The sequence below is a fragment of the Croceicoccus bisphenolivorans genome, assembly GCF_001634625.1.
Classification (GTDB): Bacteria; Pseudomonadota; Alphaproteobacteria; order Sphingomonadales; family Sphingomonadaceae; genus Croceicoccus; species Croceicoccus bisphenolivorans.
The window spans coordinates 50,564-76,632 of the sequence record NZ_LRSE01000003.1; the positions used below are offsets into that span (position 1 = coordinate 50,564).

At 62.7% G+C, this 26,069-nt stretch carries 24 protein-coding genes, 1 tRNA gene and 1 pseudogene; 15 read left to right on the forward strand and 11 right to left on the reverse strand.

Annotated elements, in window-relative coordinates; genetic code table 11:
* Positions 1 to 9: 9 nt before the first annotated feature.
* Positions 10 to 2,541, reverse strand: coding sequence for an ABC transporter permease (locus A7A77_RS03440; protein WP_066553705.1), 2,532 nt, complete (start codon positions 2,539 to 2,541; stop codon positions 10 to 12).
* Positions 2,538 to 3,245, reverse strand: coding sequence for an ABC transporter ATP-binding protein (locus tag A7A77_RS03445; protein ID WP_066554411.1), 708 nt, complete (start codon positions 3,243 to 3,245; stop codon positions 2,538 to 2,540). The genes A7A77_RS03440 and A7A77_RS03445 overlap by 4 nt, the downstream gene beginning before the upstream one ends.
* 49 nt (positions 3,246 to 3,294) lie before the next feature.
* Between A7A77_RS03445 and A7A77_RS03450 the strand changes: the two genes are divergently transcribed.
* Positions 3,295 to 3,960, forward strand: coding sequence for an arylesterase (locus A7A77_RS03450; RefSeq protein ID WP_066553707.1), 666 nt, complete (start codon positions 3,295 to 3,297; stop codon positions 3,958 to 3,960).
* Here A7A77_RS03450 and recF read toward each other — a convergent pair.
* Entirely contained in the window at positions 3,957 to 5,054 is a 1,098-nt protein-coding gene (gene recF, locus A7A77_RS03455; RefSeq protein ID WP_066553709.1) for a DNA replication/repair protein RecF, read from the reverse strand. The genes A7A77_RS03450 and recF overlap by 4 nt on opposite strands.
* 224 nt (positions 5,055 to 5,278) lie before the next feature.
* On the opposite strand from recF, the gene A7A77_RS17735 reads away from it, so the two are divergent.
* Positions 5,279 to 5,419, forward strand: coding sequence for a hypothetical protein (locus tag A7A77_RS17735; RefSeq protein ID WP_156500368.1), 141 nt, complete (start codon positions 5,279 to 5,281; stop codon positions 5,417 to 5,419).
* Entirely contained in the window at positions 5,416 to 5,625 is a 210-nt protein-coding gene (locus A7A77_RS03460) for a PspC domain-containing protein (RefSeq protein ID WP_082835872.1), read from the forward strand. The genes A7A77_RS17735 and A7A77_RS03460 overlap by 4 nt, the downstream gene beginning before the upstream one ends.
* A 12-nt stretch (positions 5,626 to 5,637) precedes the next feature.
* Here A7A77_RS03460 and A7A77_RS03465 read toward each other — a convergent pair whose 3' ends face one another.
* The gene (locus A7A77_RS03465) at positions 5,638 to 6,405 is read right to left on the reverse strand and encodes a queuosine precursor transporter (RefSeq protein WP_425388537.1); all 768 of its coding nucleotides are present in this window, start codon (positions 6,403 to 6,405) and stop codon (positions 5,638 to 5,640) included.
* A gap of 57 nt (positions 6,406 to 6,462) precedes the next feature.
* Here A7A77_RS03465 and A7A77_RS03470 point away from each other — a divergent pair.
* Together A7A77_RS03470 and A7A77_RS18565 are read left to right on the forward strand one after the other, a co-directional pair.
* Positions 6,463 to 6,539: transfer RNA gene (locus A7A77_RS03470), tRNA-Arg, on the forward strand.
* Between the two features lie 68 nt (positions 6,540 to 6,607).
* Complete coding sequence (locus A7A77_RS18565) at positions 6,608 to 6,928, forward strand: nucleotidyltransferase family protein (protein WP_082835873.1); 321 nt, start codon at positions 6,608 to 6,610, stop codon at positions 6,926 to 6,928.
* Here A7A77_RS18565 and A7A77_RS18130 read toward each other — a convergent pair.
* Entirely contained in the window at positions 6,824 to 7,162 is a 339-nt protein-coding gene (locus A7A77_RS18130; RefSeq protein WP_066553712.1) for a helix-turn-helix domain-containing protein, read from the reverse strand. The two genes, A7A77_RS18565 and A7A77_RS18130, sit on opposite strands and share 105 nt — an antisense overlap.
* 35 nt (positions 7,163 to 7,197) lie before the next feature.
* On the opposite strand from A7A77_RS18130, the gene A7A77_RS17740 reads away from it, so the two are divergent.
* From A7A77_RS17740 to A7A77_RS03485, 3 genes are read left to right on the forward strand one after another with little or no spacing between them, the layout of a single operon-like run.
* Positions 7,198 to 7,572 carry a hypothetical protein gene (locus A7A77_RS17740; protein ID WP_156500370.1) on the forward strand — a complete coding sequence of 125 codons (375 nt, stop codon included), beginning with the start codon at positions 7,198 to 7,200 and terminating at the stop codon, positions 7,570 to 7,572.
* A 12-nt stretch (positions 7,573 to 7,584) separates the two neighbouring features.
* Positions 7,585 to 8,463, forward strand: a complete 879-nt coding sequence (locus A7A77_RS03480; protein WP_156500372.1) for a hypothetical protein — start codon at positions 7,585 to 7,587, stop codon at positions 8,461 to 8,463.
* Positions 8,464 to 8,476: 13 nt separating this feature from the next.
* Positions 8,477 to 10,591: a TonB-dependent receptor gene (locus A7A77_RS03485; protein WP_216635541.1), complete on the forward strand. Its 2,115-nt coding sequence runs from the start codon at positions 8,477 to 8,479 to the stop codon at positions 10,589 to 10,591.
* Here A7A77_RS03485 and A7A77_RS03490 read toward each other — a convergent pair.
* A complete protein-coding gene (locus tag A7A77_RS03490) occupies positions 10,588 to 12,153 on the reverse strand; it encodes a winged helix-turn-helix domain-containing protein (RefSeq protein ID WP_066553732.1) in 1,566 nt (521 codons plus the stop codon). The genes A7A77_RS03485 and A7A77_RS03490 overlap by 4 nt on opposite strands.
* Before the next feature lie 266 nt (positions 12,154 to 12,419).
* Between A7A77_RS03490 and A7A77_RS03495 the strand changes: the two genes are divergently transcribed.
* Complete coding sequence (locus A7A77_RS03495) at positions 12,420 to 13,103, forward strand: outer membrane protein (RefSeq protein ID WP_082835875.1); 684 nt, start codon at positions 12,420 to 12,422, stop codon at positions 13,101 to 13,103.
* 177 nt (positions 13,104 to 13,280) lie between these two features.
* On the opposite strand, the pseudogene A7A77_RS18570 reads toward A7A77_RS03495, so the two are convergent.
* Positions 13,281 to 13,549 (reverse strand): annotated as a pseudogene (locus tag A7A77_RS18570) (site-specific integrase); the annotation flags it as partial.
* Between the two features lie 417 nt (positions 13,550 to 13,966).
* On the opposite strand from A7A77_RS18570, the gene A7A77_RS18135 reads away from it, so the two are divergent.
* Positions 13,967 to 14,113 (forward strand): hypothetical protein, encoded by a 147-nt coding sequence (locus tag A7A77_RS18135; protein ID WP_172799825.1) that lies wholly within the window; start codon positions 13,967 to 13,969, stop codon positions 14,111 to 14,113.
* Positions 14,114 to 14,192: 79 nt separating this feature from the next.
* Here the strand turns inward: A7A77_RS18135 and A7A77_RS03500 are convergent, their stop codons facing one another.
* Complete coding sequence (locus A7A77_RS03500; RefSeq protein ID WP_066553735.1) at positions 14,193 to 17,591, reverse strand: acyl-[ACP]--phospholipid O-acyltransferase; 3,399 nt, start codon at positions 17,589 to 17,591, stop codon at positions 14,193 to 14,195.
* 143 nt (positions 17,592 to 17,734) lie between these two features.
* Positions 17,735 to 19,081 carry a glutathione-disulfide reductase gene (gene gor, locus A7A77_RS03505; RefSeq protein WP_066553737.1) on the reverse strand — a complete coding sequence of 449 codons (1,347 nt, stop codon included), beginning with the start codon at positions 19,079 to 19,081 and terminating at the stop codon, positions 17,735 to 17,737.
* Positions 19,082 to 19,301: 220 nt separating this feature from the next.
* Here gor and A7A77_RS03510 point away from each other — a divergent pair, with 220 nt between their 5' ends.
* Entirely contained in the window at positions 19,302 to 19,841 is a 540-nt protein-coding gene (locus tag A7A77_RS03510; RefSeq protein WP_156500374.1) for a hypothetical protein, read from the forward strand.
* 28 nt (positions 19,842 to 19,869) lie between these two features.
* On the opposite strand, the gene pgi is transcribed toward A7A77_RS03510, so the two are convergent.
* Positions 19,870 to 21,402 (reverse strand): glucose-6-phosphate isomerase, encoded by a 1,533-nt coding sequence (pgi, locus tag A7A77_RS03515; protein ID WP_066553742.1) that lies wholly within the window; start codon positions 21,400 to 21,402, stop codon positions 19,870 to 19,872.
* 91 nt (positions 21,403 to 21,493) lie between these two features.
* Here pgi and lepB point away from each other — a divergent pair, with 91 nt between their 5' ends.
* The 4 genes from lepB to A7A77_RS03535 are packed head-to-tail and all read left to right on the forward strand — an operon-like array spanning position 21,494 to position 24,588.
* The gene (gene lepB / locus A7A77_RS03520) at positions 21,494 to 22,378 is read left to right on the forward strand and encodes a signal peptidase I (protein ID WP_082835876.1); all 885 of its coding nucleotides are present in this window, start codon (positions 21,494 to 21,496) and stop codon (positions 22,376 to 22,378) included.
* Positions 22,379 to 22,389: 11 nt separating this feature from the next.
* On the forward strand, positions 22,390 to 23,061 hold the full coding sequence (gene rnc / locus A7A77_RS03525; RefSeq protein WP_066553744.1) for a ribonuclease III: 672 nt from the start codon (positions 22,390 to 22,392) through the stop codon (positions 23,059 to 23,061).
* Entirely contained in the window at positions 23,054 to 23,974 is a 921-nt protein-coding gene (gene era / locus A7A77_RS03530) for a GTPase Era (protein WP_066553749.1), read from the forward strand. The genes rnc and era overlap by 8 nt, the downstream gene beginning before the upstream one ends.
* A complete protein-coding gene (locus tag A7A77_RS03535) occupies positions 23,971 to 24,588 on the forward strand; it encodes a YcxB family protein (protein ID WP_066553752.1) in 618 nt (205 codons plus the stop codon). Before era ends, A7A77_RS03535 begins: the two co-directional genes overlap by 4 nt.
* Positions 24,589 to 24,592: 4 nt before the next feature.
* On the opposite strand, the gene A7A77_RS03540 is transcribed toward A7A77_RS03535, so the two are convergent.
* Positions 24,593 to 26,020: an MFS transporter gene (locus tag A7A77_RS03540; RefSeq protein WP_245638381.1), complete on the reverse strand. Its 1,428-nt coding sequence runs from the start codon at positions 26,018 to 26,020 to the stop codon at positions 24,593 to 24,595.
* Positions 26,021 to 26,069 lie beyond the last annotated feature (49 nt).

A 26,069-nucleotide genomic window follows, 5' to 3' on the forward strand; every position in this document is an offset into this window, starting at 1 on the left:
CTTCGCGCTCTAAAGACTGCGCAAGGCTCTGGCGGGCCGGGCGCGCAAAACGGGTAACGATGCGAGCGTGGCGGCGGCAACGATCAACGCCGCCCCGCCGCACAATACCGCCAGCACAACCGGCCAGTCGGGCCGGAACGGGAATTCGAACAGGCGGTCCATCACGAACCAGCCGGTTCCCGCCGCGATGCCCAGCGCAATCACGCCCAGCACTGCGGCAAGCAGGACATAGCGCAACACCAACGCGCCCAGCAGTTGCCGGCTGCTCGCACCCAGCACGCGCAGTACGACGGTATCGTAAGTCTCGCGCGCCCGCGCTGCGGCCACCGCACCCAGCAGGACTGCCAGCCCCGCAAAGACGGCGACGCTAGCCGCCGCGAGGATCGCGACCGAGAGGCTGGACAGGATCTCGCGCGCCTGTGCCAGCACGCCGCCGATCTCGATCACCGAACTGGTCGGAAATTCACGCACCAGCACACGCAGCAGCGATCCTCCCTCCACGCCCTCCGGCAGAATGACGGAGGCCGAGAGGTTGTGCGGCGCATCGTCGATCGCGCCGGGGCCGAATACCAGAACGTAGTTGAAGCCCATGTCGTCCCACTCGATCCGGCGGAACGATGCAATTGTCGCCTCCCGCTCCACGCCCAGCAGGCCGATGACCAGCTTGTCACCGATGTTCAGATCAAGCGCCTGCGCCAGTTCCTCGTCAATCGACACCAGCGGAGGGCCGGAATAGTCGGCGGGCCACCATTCGCCCCGCGACACGACGTTGCCGGCCGGCAACTGCGCCGCATAAGTCAGCCCGCGTTCCCCGCGCAGCGCCCATGCGCCTTCGGGGATCTCTTCCAGATCGCTGACCCACGTCATGTTGTCGGCAGGGCCATAGGCAAGGATCGCGCCGCGCATCGCCGGAACCGTGCGGACCTGGGCGCCCGGCACTTGCGCCTCCACATCGGCGCGGAATGCCGCTTCCCTGTCGCGCGGCAGGTCCAGCACGAAATAGTCGGGCGCCTTGTCGGGCACCGTTCCGTCGATATAGGTATCGAGGCTCGTCTGGATGACGGCGATGGCGGAAAACGCGGCTAGGCCGAAGCCGAGCGCGGTGACAAGCGCGGCCGTGGCCGCACCGGGCCTGTCGAGCGCGGCGATGCCCATGCGAAAAGCCAGCGAGCCGCCGCTGCGCGGGACCCGCGCCGCCAGCTTGCGCACGGCAAAACCGATTAGCCCCAGCACGCCGAGCACGCCTGCTGCCGAAGCAAGGAAGCCCGCCGTCAGCACCACTTCATGCGACGTGGCGAGCGCCAGCGCGCAAATTGCGGCAAGCCCTGCGCCGACCGGCAGCGCCGCCTTGCGCCAAAGCCCCTCGGGCGGTGCGATCCGCGCCCTGAGCAATGCCATCGCGGTTACCGAGCGCGATGCCAGCAACGGCGGGGCGGAAAAGACCAGCGCCACCAACAGCCCGAACAGCGCGGCCCGAACCAGCGCCAGCGCGTCGATCGTGAAGCGCGCCTCGACCGGCAAGAACCCTTCAAGCAGCGCGCTGAGTGCCGGTACGGCCAGAACCCCCGCGACAAGGCCCGCGCCGATCCCGACAAGCGCGGCGGCCAGCACTTGCAACACGTGGATGCGCAGCACGTCCTCGCTCGTCGCACCCAGCACTTTGAGCGTCGCGATCGTGCCCCGTCGCCCCTCGAGCCACGAAGAGACGGCGCCCGCAATGCCGATACCGGCAATGACCAGCGCGGCAAGCCCGACAAGGCCGAGAAACTCGCCCATGTTGGCCATCAGGCGGTCCGCCCCCGGCGAAGCACGGTCGCGCGTTCGGGTGCCCCAGCCGCCATCGGGAAACCGGCTTTCGAAGCTTTCGACCGCCGCGTCCGCATCGCTGCCGCGCGGCAAGGCGATGCGGTACTTCGTGCGCGTCATCGAACCGAACTGCACCAGTCCGGTCTTTTCCAGCGTCGCATTCGAAACCAGAACCGGCGCGCCCAGTGCGAACCCTTCGGAAAGGCGATCCGGTTCCTCTCCGATCACCCCCGCGATCCGCACATCGGCCTCGCCCAGCCGGATCGTTTCGCCCACCGCCACGTCCAGCCTGTCCAGCACGCCGCTGTCGACCCATGCCTCGCCCTCCGGCGGCGCACCAACGGTGCGGCCATCGCGCAACGACATCGTGCCATAGAGCGGCCAATTCGCATCCACCGATTTCAACTGCACGGGCGAAACCGCTCCGTCCGGCGTGGAGGCCATGGCCTGCAACCGCATGCCGCTGGACAAGCGGCCCATCGCCTGCATCGCGGCCAATTCTTCTGGGTTCGCCTGCCGGGCGTAGATCGCGAATTCGACATCGCCGCCAAGGATCGCCTGCCCCCGGTCGGCCAACTGGTCGCGGATCGCGGTTTCAAGCGTGCCGATGGCCGCCAGTGCGCCCGCGCCAAGAAACAGGCATATAACCAGCAGCCGCAGCCCGCGAAACCGCCACGAAAAATCGCGCCGCGCAAGGCGCAGGGCAATGGTCCAGCGGCGCAACACCGCGCTCATGCGGCAAGGCTGTCCGAAACGATCCGCCCGTCGGCCATTTCCAGCACACGCTCACACATTCCGGCCAGCGCCGGATCGTGCGTGATCAGGAACAGGGTCGCCCCGGTTTCCGCCCGCCGCGCGAACAGCAGGTCCACGATCTGCGCACCGGTCGCGCTGTCCAGATTGCCGGTCGGCTCGTCCGCGAACAGCAGTGGGGGGCGCGGCGATAGCGCACGCGCGATCGCAACGCGTTGCTGCTCTCCGCCCGAAAGCTGGGCGGGATAGTGATCCAGCCGATGCCCAAGACCGACCGCCTCAAGCTCCGCCCGCGCCCTGTCGAACGCATCGGGCATGTCGGCCAGCTCAAGCGAGATCGCCACGTTTTCCAGCGCGGTCATCGTCGGCAGCAAGTGGAAGGCCTGAAGCACGATGCCGATCCTGCCCCGCCGTGCGCGGGCGAGCGCGTCTTCGGAAAGGCCGGAAAAATCCTCACCCGCGACGTTGAGGCTACCTCCGCTCGCCCGTTCAAGGCCCGACAGCAGGGCCATCAGCGAACTCTTGCCCGAACCCGACGGGCCGAGCAGCGCCACGGTCTGCCCCTCCGGCACGACAAGATCGACCCCCTTCAGGATCGTGACGGGCGCTTTCTGCGCGCCGAGTTCCAGAACGAGATTCTCTGCGTTGATGGCAGGACGGAGCGGCGCTTCACGGGCTTTTTGCATGGAACGCACTAGATTGGCATGAAAGGACAAAGCTGCAAGGAATTTGAACATGCGCAATTTCGTGGCGGTACTGGTCGCTATCCTGCTGGCGGCCTGCGGACAGGCAAGCGGCGATGCGGGAACATCGCAGCCCGGCGAGGCCGATGCCCCCGTCGGCAAGCCGGTGCTGGTGCTCGCCTTCGGGGACAGCTTATTCGCCGGCTACCGCCTTGCGCGGGCAGAGGCCTATCCCGCCCAGCTGGAAACCGCGCTGCGCGGGCGCGGCATGAATGTGCGCGTGCAGAACGCGGGCGTATCGGGCGACACGACGGGCGCCGGTCGGCAGCGGCTGGAGTTCGTGCTCGATTCCATGACCGTGAAACCGGACGTCGCGCTGGTCGAACTTGGCGCGAACGACATGTTGCGCGGTCTATCCCCGGCGCAGGCTCGCGCCAACCTCGATGCGATCATGGCCGAACTGGACAAGCGCGATATCGACGTGGTGGTGATGGGCATGCGCGCCGCGCCGAACCTTGGCAGCGATTACGCCGACGAATTCGACGCGATCTTCCCCGACCTTGCCGACAAGTACGATGCCGAACTGGTCCCGTTCTTCATCGAACCGCTGATCTTCGACCGGTCGCTGGTGCAGGACGATCAGGTCCATCCAACGGCGCAGGGGGTGAAGGCAATGGTGGAACACTCGGTCGAGGAAATCGCCGACGCCATCGATTAAACCTGCTCCAGCCGCTCTGCCGCACCCGCCGTGACGCGCCAGACACCGGGCCGTTCGGGGAGGCTGGAGAACGGCTCGGCCTCGGTTCCCGTCATCCAGACCTGCGCGCCGGTCACGGCCAGCCGCTCGTACAGCGCGGCGCGGCGCACCGGATCGAGATGGGCGGCCACTTCGTCCAGCAAAAGGACGAGCGGGCGCGAGCCGGCGGCAAGTCCGGCGTGGGCAAGCGTGATCGCGATCAGCATCGCCTTTTGCTCGCCAGTCGAACATTCCGCCGCCGCCCGCCCCGTACCGGACATCGCCACGGCCAGATCGTCGCGGTGGGGCCCGACAAGCGTGCGCCCCGCCGCGCGATCCGCCGGCCTGCCCTTGCGCCACAAGTCTGCCAGTTCGCCCGCATCGGCAGGCGCAGCGGGTTCGATCGCCAGGCTAGGGCGGGCAAAGGGCGCATCGCGCACGCGGGCCAGTTCTTCCGACAATCGCGCGACCGTCGCCGCGCGCCCCGCGGCGATCGCGGCACCGGCTTCCGCCATCTCCCGCTCAAGCGCGTCCAGCCATTGCGGATCGGGCCGCGCATCGCCGCCCATCAGCCGGTTCCGCTCGCGCAGCGCCTTGTCATAGCGGGACGAATGGGTGGCATGGACCGGATCGAGCGCCAGCACCATGCGATCGAGAAACCGGCGACGGTTGCCCGCGCTATCGGTGAAGAGCCGGTCCATCGCCGGGGTCAGCCATCCGATCGACAGCCATTCGGCAAGACGCGATGCCGGTAGCGGCGCGCCGCTGGCCTGTACGATACGCCGGCCCGGGGCATCGACGCGCACGGCCGTGCCGATCCGCACGGGCGTCACGCCACTGACGAGATCCGCACCCACGGCAAACCCGCCCGACGCATGCTCATCGGCCCCCTCCCGCGCAATATCGGACAGTTGCGCCCGCCGCAGGCCGCGACCGGGGGCGAACAGGGACAGCGCCTCCAGCACGTTGGTCTTGCCCGCACCGTTCGCACCGATGAGCAGGTTGAAACGCCCGGTGCCTTCCAGCCGTGTCGCTGCATGGTTGCGAAAATCGGAAAGACGAATGCGGTCGAGCACGCATTTGCGCTTAGGGTCGAGAGAGAGTGAGGCAAAGCGAAAACACGTGATGCCAACTAGTGGTGAAAATTACCGATAGTTGGATTCAGCCGCTTTGCCGTCTACGAGCGCAACACTATATCATGTTGATTAATAGTCGTTTCCCAGATTGGCACGGTCTCTGCAATGTATCCGGCATGAACGGCACGTTGCCGTATTCACGATAGAATTAGGGGACAGACATCATGGAAAAGTTTTCAACCGCCCTTTCAAACGCGACAGCCGCTCTTGCCGCCCTCGCCTTCTCGCTCGCCGCGATTTCGGCCACGGTAACGCCGGTCGACTTCGCCGCTCCGCCGGTCGCCTCGCAGGAGATGACGGCGTGAGCAATATCGACAACCGTGGCGGCCGATCCCCGCGCAAGTTCCATCTCGACAAGCGTGACGGCAAGCTGATGGGCGTGTGCGCGGGCATCGCCGACTATTTCAAGATCGACGTCACGCTGGTCCGCATCCTGTGGGTTGTCGCGACGCTTGCCGGTTTTGGCTCGCTGATCCTTGTCTACATTCTGATCGGGTTGATTGCAGACTGACGGATCAGCGGGTCAATCCGCCTTCGCGAACGGGGAAAAATCGGTGTCGGTATCATAGACATCGACCCCTTCGCGGCGTTTCAGCCAGCCCACCACGACATAGGTAACCGGCGTCAGCAGCGCTTCCCAGCTGACTTTCAGCACCCATTGGGTCAGCGCGACCCATGCGACCTGCTCTCCGGTCCAGCCCGCAGCACCCAGAAATGCCAGCGGATAGAAGATCGCGCTGTCAACGCCCTGGCCCACCACGGTCGAACCGATCGTGCGGCTCCACAGCGCCTTCCCCTTCGTCCATACCTTCATGCGCGCCAGCACATAGGAATTGACGAACTCGCCCGCCCAGAACGCGACGATGGAGGCCAAAACGATGCGCGGCACTTGCCCGAACACCTGTTCGTAGGCCGCCTGTCCGGTCCAGCCCTCGTCCGGCGGCAGGGCCACGACCACCCAGCTCATCACCGCCATGAAGACGAGCGCGCCGAACCCGGCCCATATGCAGCGACGGGCATGGGCATAGCCGTAAACTTCGGTCAACACGTCACCGATGACATAGGAGACCGGAAAGAACAGCACCCCCGCACCAAAGGGCCAGAGGCCGAGCACAGGCAGATCCACCACCGCCCGCTTCCCCGCACCGATCACGTTCGACAGAAGCAGGATCGTGACAAAGGCCGCCATCACGAAATCGAAGTAGCGGAAAAGGCGATGGCCAGCGGCGCGGCCCTCTACACGTGCGGGGCGAGCGGGCGGATGCGCCGCAGGAGGATTGTCAATGTCCACGAGTCAGGTGCCTATCGCGATTTGCGCCTCGCGAAAAGCACGCTATTGCGGCCCCACGCGCCCTTAGCTCAGCTGGATAGAGCACGGGACTTCTAATCCTGAGGCCGCAGGTTCGACTCCTGCAGGGCGCGCCATAAATCAATGACTTAATAAATTACCTATCCTGCACAAAGGTAACGTATAGGAAACAAACGAGCGCAAATTGATCCCAAAGGCTTGGCGGAATGTTATTCGCGCTTGGGCTGACCGCCATGAACCCATCCAGTCAGCCTACATCTTTGGTTCGTACGCAAAGGGTAGTGCGACGGAAGGCAGCGATCTTGATGTTGCGGTCATCATCAAGCCCATGCGAGGCGACGAAGATGAGCTTACCACTTGGATCTTCGAGAGGCAGAAATGGGCCGAAGACCTTGATGCTCTACTTCCACCGCAGATCGATTTGGAATTGATCTCCGAGGATGATTTGGTCGTAAAGCCTGCAGTCGAACGGGACGGCATCCTGGTGTATCAAAGGGGACATTGAGACGACCCTATTTTGCGGTGCCTTGGGTTCTGGCGCGGGCTTGGGATTGAGAGCGCGGCGGACCGTATCGACCGACAGGCCGGTTTCCTCTGCAATCTGCCGGGGGATGCCTTTCTTTTGCGGCGGAGGCTGCTTGTAGCCAATTTCAGGTGCGGCATTTTGCGTCACCTGAATTTTGGCCCGTCCCTCCAGCAATTCCGCATAGCGCCGGATATGTTCGTCCCGCTTTTCCATGGGCTTCCGACCAGTCCATGCAGCATGGATGCAACATGAGCCGCGCTCATTTTTCGCGGATTTATGCCGCCGAAGTTTCGCACGCAAAGCGCGGCAGCAAAAGCAAGACCCTTCGACTTGTGAAAATCCAGAAGGATGCCGTTAGTCGGCTGGGTCTGGCCGTTCTTACAGCCTGTCATATCGCTGAATATCGCGACAGGCGGTTGCAAAGAGTTCGGCCCGCAACCGTGCATCCAGAAATTGCCCTGATGGCGCATGCATTAAACGTAGCGCATCGTGAATGGAGCATTTTCGGGCGTTGCCCATCAGATCCCGCGCAACATCGGAAAATCATCAGGTCTCCATCATGGCGTTCTGGAGAGCAAAAGGACTTCAATCATCACGGTGAGGCAGATGCCCTCGGATGGTGAAGGAGCGAAGCGATGAACTGGCAGCAACAAGGCAAGAGCAGCGTGGCTGCATTGGCTTTCGTACTGGTGGCATGTGGTGGAGGATCGTCATCGCAGTCATCGGGCGGCGGCGTGGTTACACCGACGCCAACCACTTCACCGACACCCACGACATCGCCTACACCCAGCCCCTATCCACCAGCCCCGTTTGGCATCAGCGGACCACGAGACTTTACGCTTGTCGGCTGGATAAGCGGTCAAGCAGGGACCGAACTCGTCGATCCTGCTTCCTATCAATTCTCCTGGGCTGCCGATCCCGATACGTACCGGTTCGCAATGCCGGATCTTGAAGAAGGACTGTTGACCTATTCCTCTCCCCGCAACGGCGGCACCCTCGATGTGGTGCTGCCTGACGGATCGCCTACGCCATTTGGCGCGTTTGTTTCGATCGATCGTCTGTACGGCAGACCCTTCTACTATATCGGGCTCCTGCAAATTTGGGGTGACGGTTTTTCTTGCTCGGCTCTGTTCGGTCTGGAGACCGCCATCGAAGACTTACCTTCCAACGGCACGACCGTGTTCCGAATGGATGCGGTCAACCAACCGTGGGATATCGAGATAGACTTCGAAACCGGAGTTGTGACCGGGAAGGCGAAGATTGCGTGGGCCGACGCCTGGGGACCTTACGAACCGACTTTCTACGAGCTGCAGAATGGACACCTTGATCCGCTGACTGGCGAACTGTCGGCAACATTCCAAGTGCCGGGCAGCAGTTTCGACGGCCGTGTCCAGGGACGACTGATGGGCCCAGAGGCCAGAGAGCTGGCAATCTCGATCATGGGTCCGGTCCTCAATCCCTATACCCTGGAATTCGAAACCGTGCGATATGTCGCACCTGGTGAACGCATCTGATGGGGTTCCTGATGTGTCTGTGCCGGAAATGATCCGCGCCATGGCGCGATGGCGGCGCGCCAAATTTCCACGATTGATACTTTGCGGCAGTTGCCTCGCCGTGGGCCCCGGCCTCGCGCTGGCGCAAGCGATTCCTGAAGGTCAGGTCGAGAATAATCCCATCGTCGTGACCGGAGAGCGCGTAGCGCGGGATCAGATGGAGACTTCGTCGAGTGTGTCAGTGATCACGGCTGATACAGTCGAGGCCGCCAGCGCCGACCGATTGGACCAAGTGATCGCGATGGTGCCGAACGTTCAACTCGGTTCGGGAGAAGAGGGCCCCGCGATCCGTGGGCAGGATTCGACAGGACAACTGCGCAACCTGTTCGCGTTCCTGGGCGGAGCCCGTCCACGCGTGACGCTCCAGATCGATGGTCGGCCAGCAAGTTTCTACGAATTCATCTCGGGCACGCAATCGGTGTGGGACGTCGCGCAAGTCGAAGTGTTCCGCAGCCCGCAGACGACGACGCAGGGACGCAACGCGATAGCCGGCGGTATCTTCGTGACGACGTCAACGCCGGGCTATGACTGGGAGGCACGTTCCCGGACCGTAGTGGCCGAGAAGGACAGGCACCAGTTGTCGGCGCTGGTTTCAGGGCCGATCGTTGAAGACGAACTCGCCTTTCGCATTGCCGGTGACTGGTTCGAAGGACGTACCGCAAGCGATATGGCAGACGGGATTGCCGAAGCTGACATCAACGACGACAGGGCAGCGACCGCCCGCGTCAAGATGCTCTACGAACCACGCGAAGCACCCGGTCTGCGCATCGAGGGCGTATACGCCCATGCGCAATCGCGCACTCCGCAGTTCGAAGGGGTGACGGCTCCGTTCAAGGAGCGGAAACTGCCGGTCCCGCAACAGACAATCGGCGTGATGGATGTGCGAGCCGATTCCCTCACCCTGCGCGCAGTTGGTGAGCTGGGGCGTGATTTCACATCGACGCTCACCGTCTCGACCGGCGACGTTCGGCTGCAACGCTTCGGCCTGCCCGGGCTGGGGCGCACTAATGCCGATACCCGCGATTATTCGGCCGAAGCGATCTTCAATTGGCAACCGACAGAGCGGATTGCGTTACTGATAGGCACCAGTCGGCTCCACACCCGGCAAGACCAGTTCATAGATATCACCGGACTTGGCATCGGCACCGGTAACTTCAATGACAGGCAAGACAGTTTCGGATTGTTTGGAGAGGCGACATGGAATCTCGCCGAACCGCTCACGATAACGGCGGGCCTTCGCTATCAGCGTGATCGGCAGCAGCGTCTTGGAACGGTCGGTGCGATCGGGCTCAATTACGACGGTCGCTTCGACGCATTTCTACCGAAGTTCAGCGTCGCGCTAGCCGTTGCCGACAACACGATTATCGGCCTTACGGCCCAACGTGCGTTCAATCCGGGCGGCACCTCGATCAGCCTTGTAAGGCAATCGGAGGACAGTTTCGCGTCAGAACGGCTGTGGAACTTCGAAGTGTTTTCCCGGACGAAGCTTGCCGATGATACAGGCTGGCTGACCGTCAACGCATTCTACAACAAAATAACGGACGCCCAGCGTCAGCAGTTGGTGCCTCTAACCTTGCCCGACGGTTCGGTATTCCTGTCGCCCGAATTCGCAAATGCGCCATCCGCAAGGACGTGGGGACTGGAATTCGGCAGCAGTTTTCGCCTGTTGCAGCGTTTGACACTCGGCGCAGGCATAGGGCTGCTGCAAACCGAGATCCGGGGCTGGGTGCTGCCCGAATATCCTGACGCCCGCCTCGAGTTCGAACGGTCTCCGGATTTCTCAGGCTCTATCACGCTTGATTGGAAGGTGGATGGCCTTACCGTCTTTTCCGCTCACGCACGCCACCAGAGCGGGTATTTCAGCGGAGACCAAAACAGCGATGCTCTACGCGTCGGTCCGTCGACGGTCGTCGACGCGCGGATCGAACGGCGCTTCGGACGCATCACCCTGTTCGGCTTCGCCCGCAATCTCTTCGATCGCTTCTACATGACCTACCTTTTCGACACTTCGCGGACACCGAATGCCCCCCCTTTCGGCACAGCGGGCGCCCCGCGCGAGGCAGGCATCGGTGTGGACGCGCGGTTCTAGGCCCTGCCAGCGGATGCAAGGAAATCTGGAACGACGCCCTTGCGCTTCCAGTAGTCGGCCAGGCCGATCTTTGCCATGAGCGGCATGAACCGTGGATCGCGCTGCATCGGCTCGGCGGTCGGTGTGAAGATCATGTTGGTCTTGCGGCGGCGCTGGTCCTGCACGACGGGCTGGCCGGGCCGCCAACTGACAGCCGCGATGATCGGTCCCTTTTCCAGATAGTATGCATCAGCAAGGTCAAAGGCTCGATCGACCTCACCCATCAGGTTGAGGAGCATGAATGCATTCACCACGGCGGCTACGTTTTGCGTTACGCTCGCCATTACGCGCGCCACAACCTGCGCTCGGTCCGATCCCGGGTCGCTCGCGGCCAGGATCGCGGCGCGGATCGTCTCGAACATCGGCGGTGGCAGTGCTGGCCGACTGGCCTCGTCATCGACGTGGGCCAGCGCCCGTTCGAACCTGCCGGTTCCGGTCATAACCCATAGACGTGCAAACCAGAGCCCTGCGTGGCCCGGCCACATAGAAATCCCACGGCTGGCCACGCGATCCGCTTCTTCGATCTGCCCGAGGAACCACAGGCCATAAACCATGCGGTACTGCATTTCCGGATCGAACAAGTCGTTGTTCATGGCGAGGCGCGCATTCGCGCTTTCCGTTATCCGGCCCGCCGTGGCTAGCAGGAACGCCCGCGAATCCTGCGTTTCCAGATGATCGGGATGGTCGGAGAGTACTTTGTCGAACCGTTGCTCGGCCTCCAGCCAGTCACCGAAATAGGGAATCGCAATGGCGCGTGCGGCGGCGGCATCTGCATTATCCTCGTCCAGCCGGATCGCCCGACTGGCTGCTTCGTCCACTCGCGACACCGGATAACTTGTCGTTCCCAGGGCATGTTCGTCGATCCGCGCAATCGTCAGCGCGAGCAAACCCCAGGCGTCCGCATTTCGCGGTTCGAGCGCCACAGCGCGGTCGAGCAGCATGACGGCGCGCTTGCCACCTTCCGGCGTTCCGGCCCGCATCGCAATCCGGCTCTCATCGATAAGCCGCTCGACCGGATCGGCTTCGTGTAATCGGCCTTGCCACAAGTAGGCCGCTCCCGCCCCGGCGACCACGACGGCTCCGCCCCCGATCAAAGCGCGACGAGTGACGGGTTTAGACAACTGGCTTGCTGCGTGCCCGGCAGCCTTGCCCGCTATCGGAGAATGCGGCACATCGTTGGCTACCAATCTGTAGCCAGTCCCGGAAACGGTTGCCACGGAGTAAGCTTCGCTGCCCACCCGCTCCGGAATACGCCGGACACCTGCAATCGCGCGATTGAGACTGTCGTCGCCGACAAAGACATTCCCCCAGCAACGATCCATCAATGTGTCGCGCGTGACCACCGCGCCCGCGGCATCTGCCAGCGCGATAAGAACCTGCATGACGCGCGGCTCGACCGATACCTCCCCGCTTGGGCCACGTACCACGCGCGTCGCAGGCGAGATCGTAAGGCTGCCGATCGCAAATGGGGGCCGCTCCGCCAGGTCGCGCACGGTGAGCAATGGTGAACGTTGCGCGTCCATTGGTTCGAACCTCTCACCGGTTCGCAAATCGCGAGCTCGGTCTGCGAGCAAGGATATACTACTGCATTGATCGTGCAGAAAGTCCGTAAGATGATCATGTCACATCACATCGCCTAGGCGCTGTGAGACGGGTGCTTTTCGCGGATGTTCAGTCACCTTCGCACGCCATCGGCAAACAGTCGGAAAATGATCGGTCTTCCATCATTCGTCCGGGGCCATGAGAAGTCCATTCAATCCTTCACGATCACGTGAGGAGGATTGCGATCATGAGATTAACAGTATTCTTGCCCGTCCTTGTCGCCGGGCTCACCCTGCCCACCGCAGCAGCCGCGCAAAGCGCAGAGGATGGCTGGTATGTCGCAGCATCGGGAACGCTCTCGCTTCTCGACGATTCGCACACTTTCATTGTCGATCTGCCGATCCCCACCGGCTACGCCGAGACCGAGTACAAGATGGACGCAGGCTGGGGCGCGCAAGTTGCCGTCGGGCGTCAGTTCGATCGTGTCCGCCTCGAAGTGGAAGGCGGCTACACGAAAAACACCGCCGACCACTACGAGGCGATCGTGCCACCCACCGGCGATATCCCGGCAGAAGGTGGGCACAAGACCTGGCGCGTCATGGCTAATGGCTATTACGACTTCGGAGAGGGCAACTTTCGTCCCTATATCGGTGGCGGCGTCGGCTATGCCGAAGTGAAGGGCAGGCTATTTGCTGCCCGTGCTCCGTTCCCCGACGAGGAGCCCATGCTCATACTGAACGACCGTACCGGCGAATTGGCCTACCAGGCGATGGCAGGGGCGAGCGTGGGAGTTTCCGATTCCGTCAGCCTTACGGCTCAATACCGCTGGTTCAGCGTCGGCAAGGCCCACTTCACCGATCTCGGCGGTTATGAACACATTCGCGAACACCATGGTCATAATTTGGATGTAGGCTTGCGAATCCGTTTGTGATCTCGCCGTACCAGCGAGAAGCCCTATGCCGCCACTGATGGGGCATGCGGCTTCTCGCTGGGGTTCGAGACGACGATGAAGCCAAGTAATCGAGCAGGTCCGCCCGAACCCATCGATATCAGTGCCGATCAATTACCCAATTTTCGAAAGCGGTCGCTCAATGAAACAACGACCATGTTAGGTCCAGATTTGGGTCCGATCAGCCCTAAGTAGTGCGTCTTCAGCATAAAGACCGAGGTATGGGACGGTTTTTTCGACCCAGCAATGGCCTAAGGGAATCTGAAACGCGCGAATATTACCAGTGCCCGATAAATCATCGCTGCCTTTGCCCGTCTGAGCGAATGCGTCCCGTATTCGAATCGACGAGGCCCCATGACCGACACCCACTTATCGACAAGGCGCGCGTATTGTCGCGTTCTTATCTGGTTGGTGTGATCAATCCGGCTCACCACGTCAGGGGCGGCTGCATTTTGGGCAGGGCTCAGCTGCGGATTACCCAGTTCTCATCTTCATCATGCCCGGCGCGGAAATGACGGGTCGGTGCAGGCGGCGAATTTCGGAGTCGGAGTGAAGCGGAGACGTGCGGACCGAAAGGGCCGAACACTCCCTCAGAGTGCGCCATTTTTCACGCGAATCACCCTCCTCCGCACAGCGGCAATTCGTTAATTTCGGCTGCGAATCAGCCTGTTCGCAAAAATATTTTTGCGATCCGATTAACCATCGAATGCTCCGGTCAATCCCCAATTTCGGTCGTTTCACCTCCGATCCGCAACGGGTCATCTTGGTTAATCGTGTCGACGCCGGAAACTTTTTCCGCGATTGCGAATTTTAACGAACAAGTAACGAATGCATGAGGTGATAAAATGTTCACTCCCAGCTATCGCAGCAGTTCGCCCGACCGTTGGACTCTTCCGCGTCCCTTTTCGGACGCGTCGCAGCGCTATGCCAAGTTCGGCGCACTGCAACCGATGGACCCGCCCAGCTTCTGGGAACGCCTGATCCGGGGCTGATGCCGCCAAGCGCGAAACGCGCCGAAATTTTGGGAGAGGCCGTCGGGTTCGTCCGGGCGGCCTCTCGCGCTTTTACAGGTCAAGTGATTTCGCGCGCCATGGCGTTCAGCGTGACATAGTCGATCTTACCCGTGCCCAGCACCGGCAGGGCCTCGACCACGCGAATTTCGCGAGGGATCATCAGTTCGGCAATGCCATTGACCTTGCCCCACTTCTGGATCGCGCGCGCGTCAGCGTCCTTCGCCGTCGTGTAGAGTACGAGCTGCTCGCCCTTTTTCGGATCGGGGCGGGTGACGACCGCGCTGTCGGCATCCGGCCAGACTTGCGCGGCATAGCCTTCCACCGCCGGAAGCGAGACCATTTCCCCGCCGATCTTGGCAAAACGCTTGGCGCGCCCGCGGATGGTGACGAAACCTTCGTCGTCGATGGTGACGATGTCGCCCGTATCGTGCGAGCCACCCTCCGGCGGCTGCAGCACGCCCGGTTCGTCGGCCATGTAATAGCCTGCCATGACGTTCGGCCCGCGAATGTAGAGCCTGCCGCCTTCGTTTATGCCGGGCACCTCTTCCAGCCTCGCTTCGATCGCGGGAAGCAGCCTGCCGACCGAGCCGGCCTTGAAGTGCATCGGCGTATTTACCGCGATGACGGGCGCGGCTTCCGTCGCACCGTATCCTTCCAGAATGCGCAGCCCGAACTTGTCGGCATAAGTCCGCCGCGTCTCGTCCCGCACCTTTTCCGCGCCGGCAAAAATATAGCGCAGCGAGTAGAAGTCGTAACCGTGCGCCATCCGCGCATAGCCCGACAGGAACGTATCGGTTCCGAACATGATCGTCGCATTCGCGTCGTAGGCGAGTGCGGGGACGATCCGGTAATGGAGCGGGCTTGGATAGAGCACGGTCTTGATCCCGTTCAGCACCGGCAGCAGCGTCCCGCCCGTAAGGCCGAAACTGTGGAACACCGGCAGGGCGTTCAGCACGATGTCGCTGGGGTTGAAATCGATCCGCGCGCCAAGCTGGGCGCAATTGGCCAGCAGGTTGCGGTGCGACAGGACTACGCCCTTGGGCACGCCCTCCGACCCGCTGGTGAACAGGATCACCGCCGCGCTGTCGGGCGCAATCGCCAGCTTGCGGTGCCGCGCCTCTATCCGGCCGATGGTGAAGGCCGCCCACAGCTTCTCAAGCGTGCCGACGGTGGCTGCGATATCCTCAAGATAGCGGACCGCGATCCCCTCACCCTCCAGCGCAGCAACCGCACCTTCCAGCTTCGCCTGTTCCACGAATGCGCGGGCGGTGACGACCGTGCGGATCTTTGCGGTGGCGCAGGCGGATTTCAGGTTCGCCTCTCCCACGGTGAAGTTCAGCATCGCGGGCACGCGGCCCATCGCCTGCAAGCCGAAGAAAGCAACGGCGACGCCATTGATGTTGGGCAGCAGCAGGCCGACCGCCTCGCCCTTCTCCGTCCCTTCGGACAGGCGTTTGCCCAGAAGCGCGGAGCCGACGACGAGCCGGTCGTAGGACAGGACGGTGCGCGTCACATCCTCCACCACGCCGGTCTTGCCGCCGTGCAATTCGCGCGCCTCGCACAAGGCAGAGAACAGCGTTTTCGACACGTCGCTGGTGTCGAAGATCATGCCGCTCATCTCATCATAGAGCCGCCGTCCGGCAATGGCGCGGCGTTCGCGCGCGCTCATCTCGCCTTCGATGGTGAAGCGGCGCTGGGGCAGGATATCGATGGTAATCTTGGGGAACAGGCGCTGGCGCACCTTGCCCTTCAACCGGCTGAACACCGAATATTGCGGCCCGTCGAGGCGGACTGGCACGATCGGCGCATCCGCCTTGTCTGCAACCATGCCGGGGCCATCGAACACTTTCATCAGCGCGCCGGTCACGGTGATGCGCCCTTCGGGGAAAATCACCAGCGTGCGCCCTTCGCGCACGGCCTTCACCATCGCCTTGGCCGACATCGGATTCGTGGGGTCTACCGGAAAAATCTCGAACAGCTTGAAGAACGGTTTCAGCCACAGGTTGCGGGCAATCGCGGTATGCACGGCAAAGGTCGGCTTTCCGGGCAAGAACGCGCCGAGCAACACGCCATCAAGGAAAGAGAGGTGGTTCACGACGACTACCGCCCTTTCACCCGCTTTCGGCATGTTCTCGATGCCGGTAACCTCCACGCGATAAAGAACGCGAAGAACGAAGGCCATAACCTGCTTGAAAAGGTATTCGGGCAGTAGCCAGATCGAGACCGCCGCGACAACCAGCGTCATCAGGCCCAGCACCCCAAGCAGCACGGGAACGTCCATTCCGGCGGCAAGCAATCCGGTCATGATCGCGACCAGCAACACGGTGACGCCCGCGTTCACGATGTTGTTCGCGGCAATCACGCGGGAGCGTTCGTCGGGGTCGGAATGAACCTGAAGGATCGCGTAGAGCGGCACGATGAACATCCCACCCGACAGCGCGATGACAGCCAGATCGATGAGGATGCGCCACGATCCGGGCGCGGCGAGAAACTGGGCGATGTTCGCACCGGGTGTCGCCGGGCCATAACCGCGCGTGGAGAAGTAAAGGTCGATCAGGCCGAGCGCGAGGCCGACTGCTGAAACCGGCACGAACTTGGCCGATACCTCGCCCCGCAGCAGCCGGTTCACCAGTAGCGATCCGATCGCAACGAAAAGCGAGAAGACGATGAGGAACAGCGTCACCACTTCCTGCCGCGCGTTCAGCGTTCCGCTGACCAGCGGCGCGAATTCGGCAACGACGACCGCCCCGCAGGCAAAGAACCAGCTGATGCCCAGGATCGCGAGCCAGATGCCGCGGCCATGGCGCGCGATGGCGAGGATTTCCAGCGTCCCCTTCCACACGTTCTTGCGGATCACGTGATCGCGCACCGGCGGCGCGGCAGGCACCGACAGGCTGAAGGCGAAACCGGTGATGGAAAGGCCCAGCGCGATCAGTCCGCCTTCCCACGGTTCGACCAGCCCTGCCAGCAGTTGCCCGCCAAGGATGGCAACGAAAGTACCGGCCTCGATCAGGCCGGTGCCGCCCATGATCTCTTCCCGCTTCAGGTGCTGCGGCAGGATCGAGTATTTCACCGGTCCGAAGAACGTGGACTGCAGGCCCGACAGGAACAGCGCGCCAAGCAATACCGGCACCGACTGCAGCCAGAAACCGAGCAGCCCCAGCGCCATGATGCCGATTTCCAGCAGCTTGATCCGGCGCACCAACCACGCCTTGTCCCGACTGTCGGCCAGTTCCCCCGCCATGGCGGAGAACAGGAAATAGGGCAGGATGAACAGGCCGGTGGAAATCGTGGCCAGCATCTCCGCCTTGCCCGGTTCGGCCGAGAAGACAGTGAAGCTGGCAAGGAACAGCAGCGCGAACTTCAGCAGGTTGTCGTTGAAGGCGCCAAGGAACTGGACCGCGAAGATCGGCCCGAAGCGACGTTTGGCAAGCAAGGACAAGTCGGGCGCGGCCATCGATCCCCCTATGGACTGGCGCAAGTGACGGCATGTCTATCATGCCCGGCCTGCGGCGCTAGCAGGGACAGGGTTAATTTTTCGATTGCCCAGACCCCGAATGCCACGCCCCCGAATGCCCTGCCACCGATTGCCCCGCCGGATCAGCGCATGAGCACGAGTTCCTCGGCCATCGAGGGGTGGAGCGCGACCGTGGCGTCGAAGTCCGCCTTGGTCAGCCCCGCCTTTACCGCGATGGCAGCCGCCTGCAGGATTTCCGGCGCATCCGGCCCGATCATGTGCAGGCCCAGCACCTTGCCGGTCGGTTCCTCGCAGATCAGCTTGTAGAGCCCGCGCTCTTGCCGGTCGGCAAAGACGTTCTTCATCGGGCGGAAATCCGATGAATAAACGCGGATGTTGCCATAAGTATTGCGCGCCTCACCCTCTGTAAGGCCGACGCCCGCCAGCGGCGGCTGAGAGAATACCGCGCTGGGCACGCAGGCGTAGTCCACCGTGCTCGGTTTCCCGCCGAATACCGTGTCGGCAAAGGCCTGCCCTTCGCGAATGGCCACCGGAGTCAGCTGGATCCTGTCTGTCACGTCGCCAACGGCATAGATGCTGTCGCAACTGGTCTTCGAATATTCATCGACCGGAATCGCGCCGCCATCGTCCAGTTCGATGCCGGCATTTTCCAGCCCCAGCCCGTCCGTCTTCGGGCGGCGGCCGGTGGCGACCAGCACCTGGTCTGCAACCAGTGGGTCCTGCCCTTCAAGGTGTACGTCGAAGGCACCGTCCTCGCGCTTTTGCACTTTCTGAAACGGGCAGTGGAACTTGTACTCGATCCCGCGGCTCATCGTGATCTGGAGCAGCCGGTCGCGCAGGCTCTCGTCATATCCGCGCAGGATCACGTTGGAACGGTTCACGACCGTCACGTGACAGCCAAGCGCGTTGAAGATACCGGCGAATTCCAGCGCGATATAGCCAGCGCCGGCGATGACGATGCGCTTGGGCAACTTGTCGAGGTGGAACACCTCGTTCGAGGTGATGCAGTGTTCGGCCCCTTCGAACTGCGGCACGAAGGGCCAGCCGCCCACTGCGACGAGTATGTATTTTGCCGTCACTTCGCGACCGTCGGCGAGTTCGACCGTATGGGCGCTTTTAACCATCGCGCGCTGCATGATCCGTTCAACCCCGTGGCTTTCGAGGGTTTTTTCGTAAAGTCCGTTCAAACGATCGACATCGTTCAGGACATGGTCGCGAAGGCGTGCCCAGTCGAATTTCGCATTTTCGAAGGACCAGCCATAATTTGCCGCATCTTCAAGGTCTTCGGCAAAGTGGCTGCCGTAAACCAGCAGCTTCTTGGGCACGCACCCCCGGATCACGCAAGTGCCGCCGACCTTGTGCTCTTCGGCAACTGCAACTTTTGCCCCATGCGCCGCCGCAACGCGCGAAGCCCGGACTCCGCCCGAACCTGCGCCAATAACGAACAGATCGTAGTCGTAGTCGGCCATGCGTTCTCCTGTCTTTCGACGCTTCAAATAGGCGCTTGGCGCAATTTCGCCAGTCGTGATCGCCGCGCATAATGTCCAGTCCGCCGCCGATATACGGCCACCGCGGTCTGCCGGGGCTTGACGGTGCGGAACGATCGCGGCTGGTGGCGTAAGGTTCCCAGACCGCAAAACTGGCGGAATTGCGCGGTTTGCGGTATTGTTGCGGGTGGAGGGTGCCACGATGCGACGACCGAATTCCCCCGCCATCGCGACTTTTGCCTGTGTTGCCAGCCTGATACTGGCAGGATGCTGGCAATCGGACAAACCCCTGATGACAGCAGCCGATTCCGAACAGCCGATCGAAAGCGGCGTGTACTCCTACGACATGGGCAACGACGACGTACAGGCGTCCAGCCTGCTGCGCTTTCCCGGCGGCGGCTACATCTACTACGTGAAGGACGAAGGCGCGCTCGCCCTGATGGTGCGGCAGGTCGCGAAGGACTGGTACGTACTGCAGGTAAGCGGTGACGAGGGACCGGACGTTCTCTATGGCTTCGGCCACAGGGAAGGGAACAAGGTCACCATCTACGATCCGGTCGACTGCCCCGAATACCTTTCCGACATCAAGGGGCTGACCATCGACGGCAGCGATTGCGAGTTCGGGACGCTGGACGCCCTGCTGGAAGCAGGCCGCCGGATCGTGAACCACCCGAAGCGCGACGAGGTTCTGGAGGATCCGTCCGGCGTGCTGATGCTGGATACGCGGGAAGACATTTACTGATACATGCCTGCGTCAGGCAGGCACGCGATCAGTCCTTCAGGCCCGCAGCGGCCAGCAATGCCTCTGTACCAGGGTCGAAACCGTCGCCTTCTCCCGCCGCGATCTGGTTGGCGATCTGCTTGCCCAATTCCACGCCGAACTGGTCGAACGGGTTGATGCCCAGCAGCACCGCGTTGGCAAAGGTGCGATGTTCGTGGAACGCGATCAGCGCGCCCAGCGTCGCCGGTGTCATCGCATCGCACAGGATCGTGGCCGACGGGCGGTTGCCCGGATAGGCGCGCGCCGCATCATCGTTCTCCTTGCCCGCCATCAGTGCCGCCCCTTGCGCGAAGCAGTTGGTCAAAAGGATGGCGTGGTGGGCCGGATCCAGATCGTGACCCGGCTGCTTTACCGCAATGAAATCCACCGGCACTTCGATCGTGCCCTGGTGGAGCAACTGGAAAACCGCGTGCTGCGCATCGGTGCCAACGCCGCCCCAGGTGATCGGCGCGCTCTGCCGCCCCAGCGGTTTGCCATCGGCCGTTACCGACTTGCCGTTCGATTCCATCTCCAGCTGCTGCAGATAGTCGGGAAACAGGCCCAGCCGCTCGTCATAGGCGAACACCGCGCGGGTCTGGCAGCCGCGCAGCTGGACATACATCAGGTCGGCAAAGGCCGCGCGCAGCGGCAGGTTCGCAAATCCGTCTGTATCGGCAAAATGCCGGTCGACCGCCGCCGCCCCGTCAAGGAACGCCGCAAATCCGTCCCATCCAATCGCCATGGCGACGGGAAAGCCGATCGAGGACCAGAGCGAATAGCGCCCGCCCACGCTTTCAGAAAACGGCAGGACGCGCGTTTCGTCGATACCCCATTCCACCGCCTTGTCCGGGCTGGCTGTCAGCGCGACGACCTTGCCATAGGGATCGGACACGCCCGATTCCTCCAGCCACTGGACCGCGCTGGCCGCGTTGGTCATCGTCTCGATCGTGGTGAAGGTCTTCGACGCGACCGCAATCATCGTCGTGGCCGGATCGCATGCCTCGAACGCGGCTTCCAGCGCGTTGCCATCGATATTGGACACGACATGCACGTCGACCGGCGCGCGCCACTCCGCCGTGGGCCGCGCCAGTGCGTTGATGGCCAGCGCAGGGCCCAGCGCCGATCCGCCGATGCCGATATGGATCAGGTGCCTGATCTGCCCGAACACGCCATCGTGGATCGCCTCTACCAGCCCGCGCATGCGCATATGGAACGCATCGGCCTCTGCCACGCTCTCGTCCGCGCCGATGCCGCGTTGTGCGGTGTGTTCGGCGGCGCGCCCCTCGGTCGGGTTCGCCATGTCGCCGCTCAGCATCACCTCGCGCGCCGCATCGAAACCGGCGGCCTGTGCCAGAGCCTCGAACCCGGCGACAAGCTCGTCCGACAGGTGCGTCTTCGACCAGTCGAACAGGATATCCCCGTCCCCCGGTGCCAGCGTACCGCTGTACCGTCCGACCCGCCCGTCGTCTGCCGCAAAGAGCGCCTTCAGCGTCTCCCGCTCAGCCTGTTCAAGTCGTGTCCAGCAGTCAGCGGTATTGGTCATCGCGGGCGTCGATCCTCGTTTTGCTTTGCAACATGGGCTTACTGCCCTATGCCGCGCAGGCTTACCAGTAGGCACAGATGAAAGCCTTGGAATGAAATTCAGGTTCGGTACGAAAAACGCGAAATCGGGCGATACGGCGGCTGCCGACGGACCCGTCAAAAAGGAAAAGAAGGAAGACAGCTTTCCCGTCTTCCTGATCAAGCTGGCGGTGGTGGTCTTCATCTTCCGCAGCTTCATTTTCTCGCCGTTCTCGATTCCGTCTGAATCGATGCTGCCGCGCCTGCTGATCGGCGACTACCTGCTCGCCGCCAAGTGGTCCTACGGCTACAATCGCTATTCCCTGCCGTTCTCCCTGCCGCTGATTCCGGACCGGATTTTTGCCAGTACGCCCGAACGCGGCGACATCGCGGTGTTCAAGGCGCCGCCAACGGCAGAGCTGGACTATATCAAGCGCGTGATCGGCCTGCCCGGCGACCAGATCCGGATGATGGACGGCGAGCTGTTCATCAACGGCGATGCCGTGCCCAAGCGCCGGATCGACGATTTCGTGCTGCCCGTGACCCAGAACATGATCGACGCCGCCATACAGGGCGGTCGCCTGTCCCCCTGCACCGGCACGCAGTTCGAGGATCGCGACGGCGAAGGCGCAGCCGTTTGCCGCTATCCTCGCTATGTCGAGACCCTGCCCGAAGGGGTAAGCTACGAAGTGCTGGACCTGACGACGACACCGCAGGATACCACCCGCACTTTCACGGTTCCCGAAGGCCACGTGTTCATGATGGGCGACAACCGCGACAATTCTGAAGACAGCCGCTTTCCCGCCGAAGTGGGCGGCGGCGTCGGCATGGTCCCGATGGAAAACCTTGTCGGCAAGGCGCAGATCATGATGTGGTCGACCGACGGTTCCTCCTCGTGGCTGCTGCCATGGACATGGTTCACCGCCGCACGGTGGGACCGGCTGGGCAAAACGTTCTAGGCCATGTCGCGATGACACTGAGCAAGGAAACGCTGGACTGGATCGCACTGCAGGCCGGCCAGCCCCCGCGCGAGCTTACCGTCTGGGTCGAGGCGCTGACTCACGGCAGCACGGGCGAGACTTTCGATTACCAGCGTCTGGAATTTCTGGGCGACAGGGTGCTCGGCCTGGTCATCGCCGAATGGCTTTTCGAGCGTAACGACGCACCCGAAGGCAAGCTATCACAGCGCCTCAACGCGCTGGTCAGCCGCGAAAGCTGCGCGCGCGTCGCCCGTTCGATCGATCTTGCCGCCCACATGCGGCTGGGCAAGCAGGCGCGTGCCGACGGCGGGATGGAAAGCGACAATATCCTTGGCGACATTATCGAAAGCCTGATCGGCGCCTGCCAGCTGGACCATGGCTTCGCCGCCGCGCGCACGATGGTGCGCAACTGGTTTGGCGATGCCGTAGAAGGACGCGCCGGACAGAAGAAGCATCCCAAGTCCGCATTGCAGGAATGGGCGGCGGGCAATCGCCGCAAGCCGCCCGAATACGAACTGGTCGACCGGTCCGGCCCCGATCACGCATCGCGTTTTACCGTGCGGGTTTCGGTAAGAGGCGTGGGCGAGGCAACGGGCGAAGGCGATTCCAAGCAGCAGGCCGAAACTGCCGCTGCCGAAAGGTTTCTTGATGAACATGGCTGATAACGAAAACGGGGCCGATACCGGAACACACTGCGGCGTCGTTGCCGTGATCGGCGCGCCCAACGCGGGCAAGTCCACGCTGGTCAACGCGCTGGTCGGCCAGAAAGTCGCCATCACCAGCCCCAAGGCGCAGACAACGCGCGCGCGCCTGCTGGGCATTGCCCTGCAGGGCGAAACGCAGATCGTGCTGGCCGACACGCCGGGCATCTTCGCGCCGAAGCGGCGGCTGGACCGCGCCATGGTCTCCGCCGCATGGGAAGGCGCAGAGGCAGCCGATGCGATCATGCTGGTGGTCGACAGTGTAAAGCTGCGCCGTCACGAGCTTGAGCCCCTGATCGAGACGCTGGCCGGCCGCAAGGAGCGCAAGCTGCTGGTGCTCAACAAGGTCGACGCCTCGAAAAAGGAAGCGCTGCTGGTGCTGGCGCAAGACCTTTCGGCAAAGGCGGACTTTGCCGAAATCTTCTTCGTATCCGCGCTTTCCGGCGATGGAGTGCCCGAATTGAAGTCGGCGCTTGCCGACATGATGCCCGAAGGCCCGTGGCTCTATCCCGAGGATCAGGTTTCGGACGCTTCGCAGCGTCTGCTGGCGGCGGAAGTGACGCGCGAACAGCTCTATCTGCAGCTGCGCGACGAACTGCCGTATGACAGCGCGGTGCGGCCCGAAGCCTATCGCGAGAACGAGGACGGATCGGTCGAGATCCGGCAGCAGATCGTGGTTGGCCGCGATACCCAGAAAGCCATCGTGCTTGGCAAGGGCGGCGCGCGGATCAAGGCGATCGGAGAGGCGGCGCGTAAGGAATTGTCAGAACTTCTCGGGCAGAAGGTGCACTTGTTCCTCCATGTGAAAGTGGAAGAGAACTGGGCCGAAAACCGGGAGTTCTATGAAGTGCTGGGTCTGGACTGGGTGAAATGAGCGAGACGCCTTTGATCGCAGAACTGAGCGGGGAGATCACCGCGCAGCAGGCGATTAGCGAGGCAAGTCAGGCCCATGCCCGCGCCGTGGGATCGCTATGGTTCGCGCGGGTATTCCCAATCGTTGGCGCGGTGCTGGGCATGACGATCGCGCTGGCCATCGGGCCGACGCTCAATGCCGCGATGTTCCTGATCAATCCGGCGGTCTCGCTGCTTTTCGCTCCGGTGCAAAGCGCGCTGGCCGTGGCGCTGGCCGTGCTCGGCTATGGCCTCGGTCTCAACCTTGCGACGCGCAGCTATCACCGGCGCTATATGCTGGGCATGTACGAACGCGGGATGCCGGCACGGGTGAAAGTGACCTATCGCCTTACCGACGACAGGTTCGTCATGGATAACGGCCGCGTGGAATATGCGGTCCGGTGGAACGCGGTTGCAGAGATCATCCGGTCCCCGAACGGCTGGCTGGTTGTCGCGGACATGACGACGTTCGTGATGCTGAAGGAAGCTTTCGCGGACGAGGACGAGCAGCGGCGCATCATTTCTGCCATGCTGGAACGGATGACGCCGACCGCGCGCGATCGCAGCATGGAAGCGCGCAATTTTATCGAGAGTTGAGCGTTCAGCCCGCTGCGATCCGGCGCTTGTAACTCTTGAACCTGATCAGCGAGAATATCGCGGCCAGCGACAGCATCCCTGCCGACAGCAACGCGGGAAATCCGCCCTCGCCCAGACCCAGCGCCAACAACACGCCGACGATGCTGGCCGCACCGGCCTGCCCGAACATGCGTACCGTCTGCATCGTTCCGCCGATCGACGCCGTGCGATCGATCGGGACATTGCCGACGATAAGGCGTGAGTTGGGGGAAATGAAGAACCCGAAGCCGGCGGCATAGATCACAAGGCGCCAGCTGACCGCGAAAGCGCCGGCATCGGCAGGCATCGTTCCCAAGAGGGTCAGCCCGATGATCGACACGATGAGGCCGGAGACGCCCAGCTTCGTCGCGGCCACACGGTCCGACAGCCAGCCCGAAACCGGGTTCACGATCATCAGCGTCAGCGGGATCGGCATCAGCAGCAGGCCAACCTGATCCGGAGTAAAGCCCATCGCCTGTTCAAGCCGGAAAGGCAGCGACACGATGATCATGCCTGTCCCCAGAAACGCAGCCAGCGCAGCCAGCATGGAAAGCCCGATCACCGGCGTGGCGATAAGGTCGACAGGCACCACCGGATCGCTGCGTCTACGCTCACGCCTGACCAGCATGACGAGCGAGATCACGCCGCAGGCGACCACACCGATGCCGACGGCCATGATCGAATGGCTCGCCAACTGTACGCCGCCGATCAGCATGGCCATGGTAAGCGCGATCCAGACCGAACCGACGATGTCGCCCGATCCATCGCGCCTCCCCCCCGTCGGCAGCGCTCGGCCGACGATGAGCGAAAGCACGGCAAGCGGCGCGGCCATCACGAAAATCCATTGCCACGCATAGTGGGCAAGGATGAAACCACCAATGGTTGGCGCGATCGCGAGGCTGCTGGTGATGACAACGCTGTTAAATCCAAGACCTGCTCCGAGGGTTTTGGACGGATAGATCGCCCGCAGCAACGCGACCGACACCGACAACCCCATCGCCGCACCAAGCCCCTGCACTGCTCGCAGCACGAGTAGCTGGGGCATTGTTTCCACGAAGAAACATGCAGCAGATGACAGGCAGAACAGGACCTGCCCCGCCTGATAGACGCGGCGCAAACCGATGCGGGTGCCAAGGCTCGACATCGGCAAAAGCCCCATGACGAGCACGAGTTGATAGATCACGATAACGTTGGTCGCGACCGAAGCGGTCACGCCCAGTTCGCGCGAAAGGGTGGGAAGCGCGACGTTGGCAATCGCCCCGTCAACGACAAGCAGCGCATTGCCGAACGAGATCGCCGCGATGGCCAGCCAGCGACGCGGGGTCGGAACGCCGGGATGGCCGTCGTCGGAGCGCCTCGCCAGCCTTGCTGCCTGCACTTTTGCAGGCATCGCGTCCGCGCCGCCGTCGATCACAGCGCGACCTTCATTTCGCATCTGCAGCATAAACCGGAAACCATGGAAG

Coding starts and splice junctions, on each gene's coding strand:
- A7A77_RS18130 (WP_066553712.1), bottom strand. CDS start 7,162: ATGGAAAAGCGGGACGAACATATCCGGCGCTATGCGGAATTGCTGGAG.
- A7A77_RS03495 (WP_082835875.1), top strand. CDS start 12,420: ATGAGATTAACAGTATTCTTGCCCGTCCTTGTCGCCGGGCTCACCCTG.
- gor (WP_066553737.1), bottom strand. CDS start 19,081: ATGGCCGACTACGACTACGATCTGTTCGTTATTGGCGCAGGTTCGGGC.
- lepB (WP_082835876.1), top strand. CDS start 21,494: ATGAAATTCAGGTTCGGTACGAAAAACGCGAAATCGGGCGATACGGCG.
- A7A77_RS03535 (WP_066553752.1), top strand. CDS start 23,971: ATGAGCGAGACGCCTTTGATCGCAGAACTGAGCGGGGAGATCACCGCG.
- A7A77_RS18135 (WP_172799825.1), top strand. CDS start 13,967: ATGTTCACTCCCAGCTATCGCAGCAGTTCGCCCGACCGTTGGACTCTT.
- pgi (WP_066553742.1), bottom strand. CDS start 21,402: ATGACCAATACCGCTGACTGCTGGACACGACTTGAACAGGCTGAGCGG.
- A7A77_RS03445 (WP_066554411.1), bottom strand. CDS start 3,245: ATGCAAAAAGCCCGTGAAGCGCCGCTCCGTCCTGCCATCAACGCAGAG.
- A7A77_RS03440 (WP_066553705.1), bottom strand. CDS start 2,541: ATGAGCGCGGTGTTGCGCCGCTGGACCATTGCCCTGCGCCTTGCGCGG.
- A7A77_RS03450 (WP_066553707.1), top strand. CDS start 3,295: ATGCGCAATTTCGTGGCGGTACTGGTCGCTATCCTGCTGGCGGCCTGC.
- A7A77_RS03500 (WP_066553735.1), bottom strand. CDS start 17,591: ATGGCCGCGCCCGACTTGTCCTTGCTTGCCAAACGTCGCTTCGGGCCG.
- rnc (WP_066553744.1), top strand. CDS start 22,390: ATGACACTGAGCAAGGAAACGCTGGACTGGATCGCACTGCAGGCCGGC.
- A7A77_RS17740 (WP_156500370.1), top strand. CDS start 7,198: ATGAGCCGCGCTCATTTTTCGCGGATTTATGCCGCCGAAGTTTCGCAC.
- A7A77_RS03490 (WP_066553732.1), bottom strand. CDS start 12,153: ATGGACGCGCAACGTTCACCATTGCTCACCGTGCGCGACCTGGCGGAG.
- A7A77_RS17735 (WP_156500368.1), top strand. CDS start 5,279: ATGGAAAAGTTTTCAACCGCCCTTTCAAACGCGACAGCCGCTCTTGCC.
- era (WP_066553749.1), top strand. CDS start 23,054: ATGGCTGATAACGAAAACGGGGCCGATACCGGAACACACTGCGGCGTC.
- A7A77_RS03480 (WP_156500372.1), top strand. CDS start 7,585: ATGAACTGGCAGCAACAAGGCAAGAGCAGCGTGGCTGCATTGGCTTTC.
- A7A77_RS03510 (WP_156500374.1), top strand. CDS start 19,302: ATGCGACGACCGAATTCCCCCGCCATCGCGACTTTTGCCTGTGTTGCC.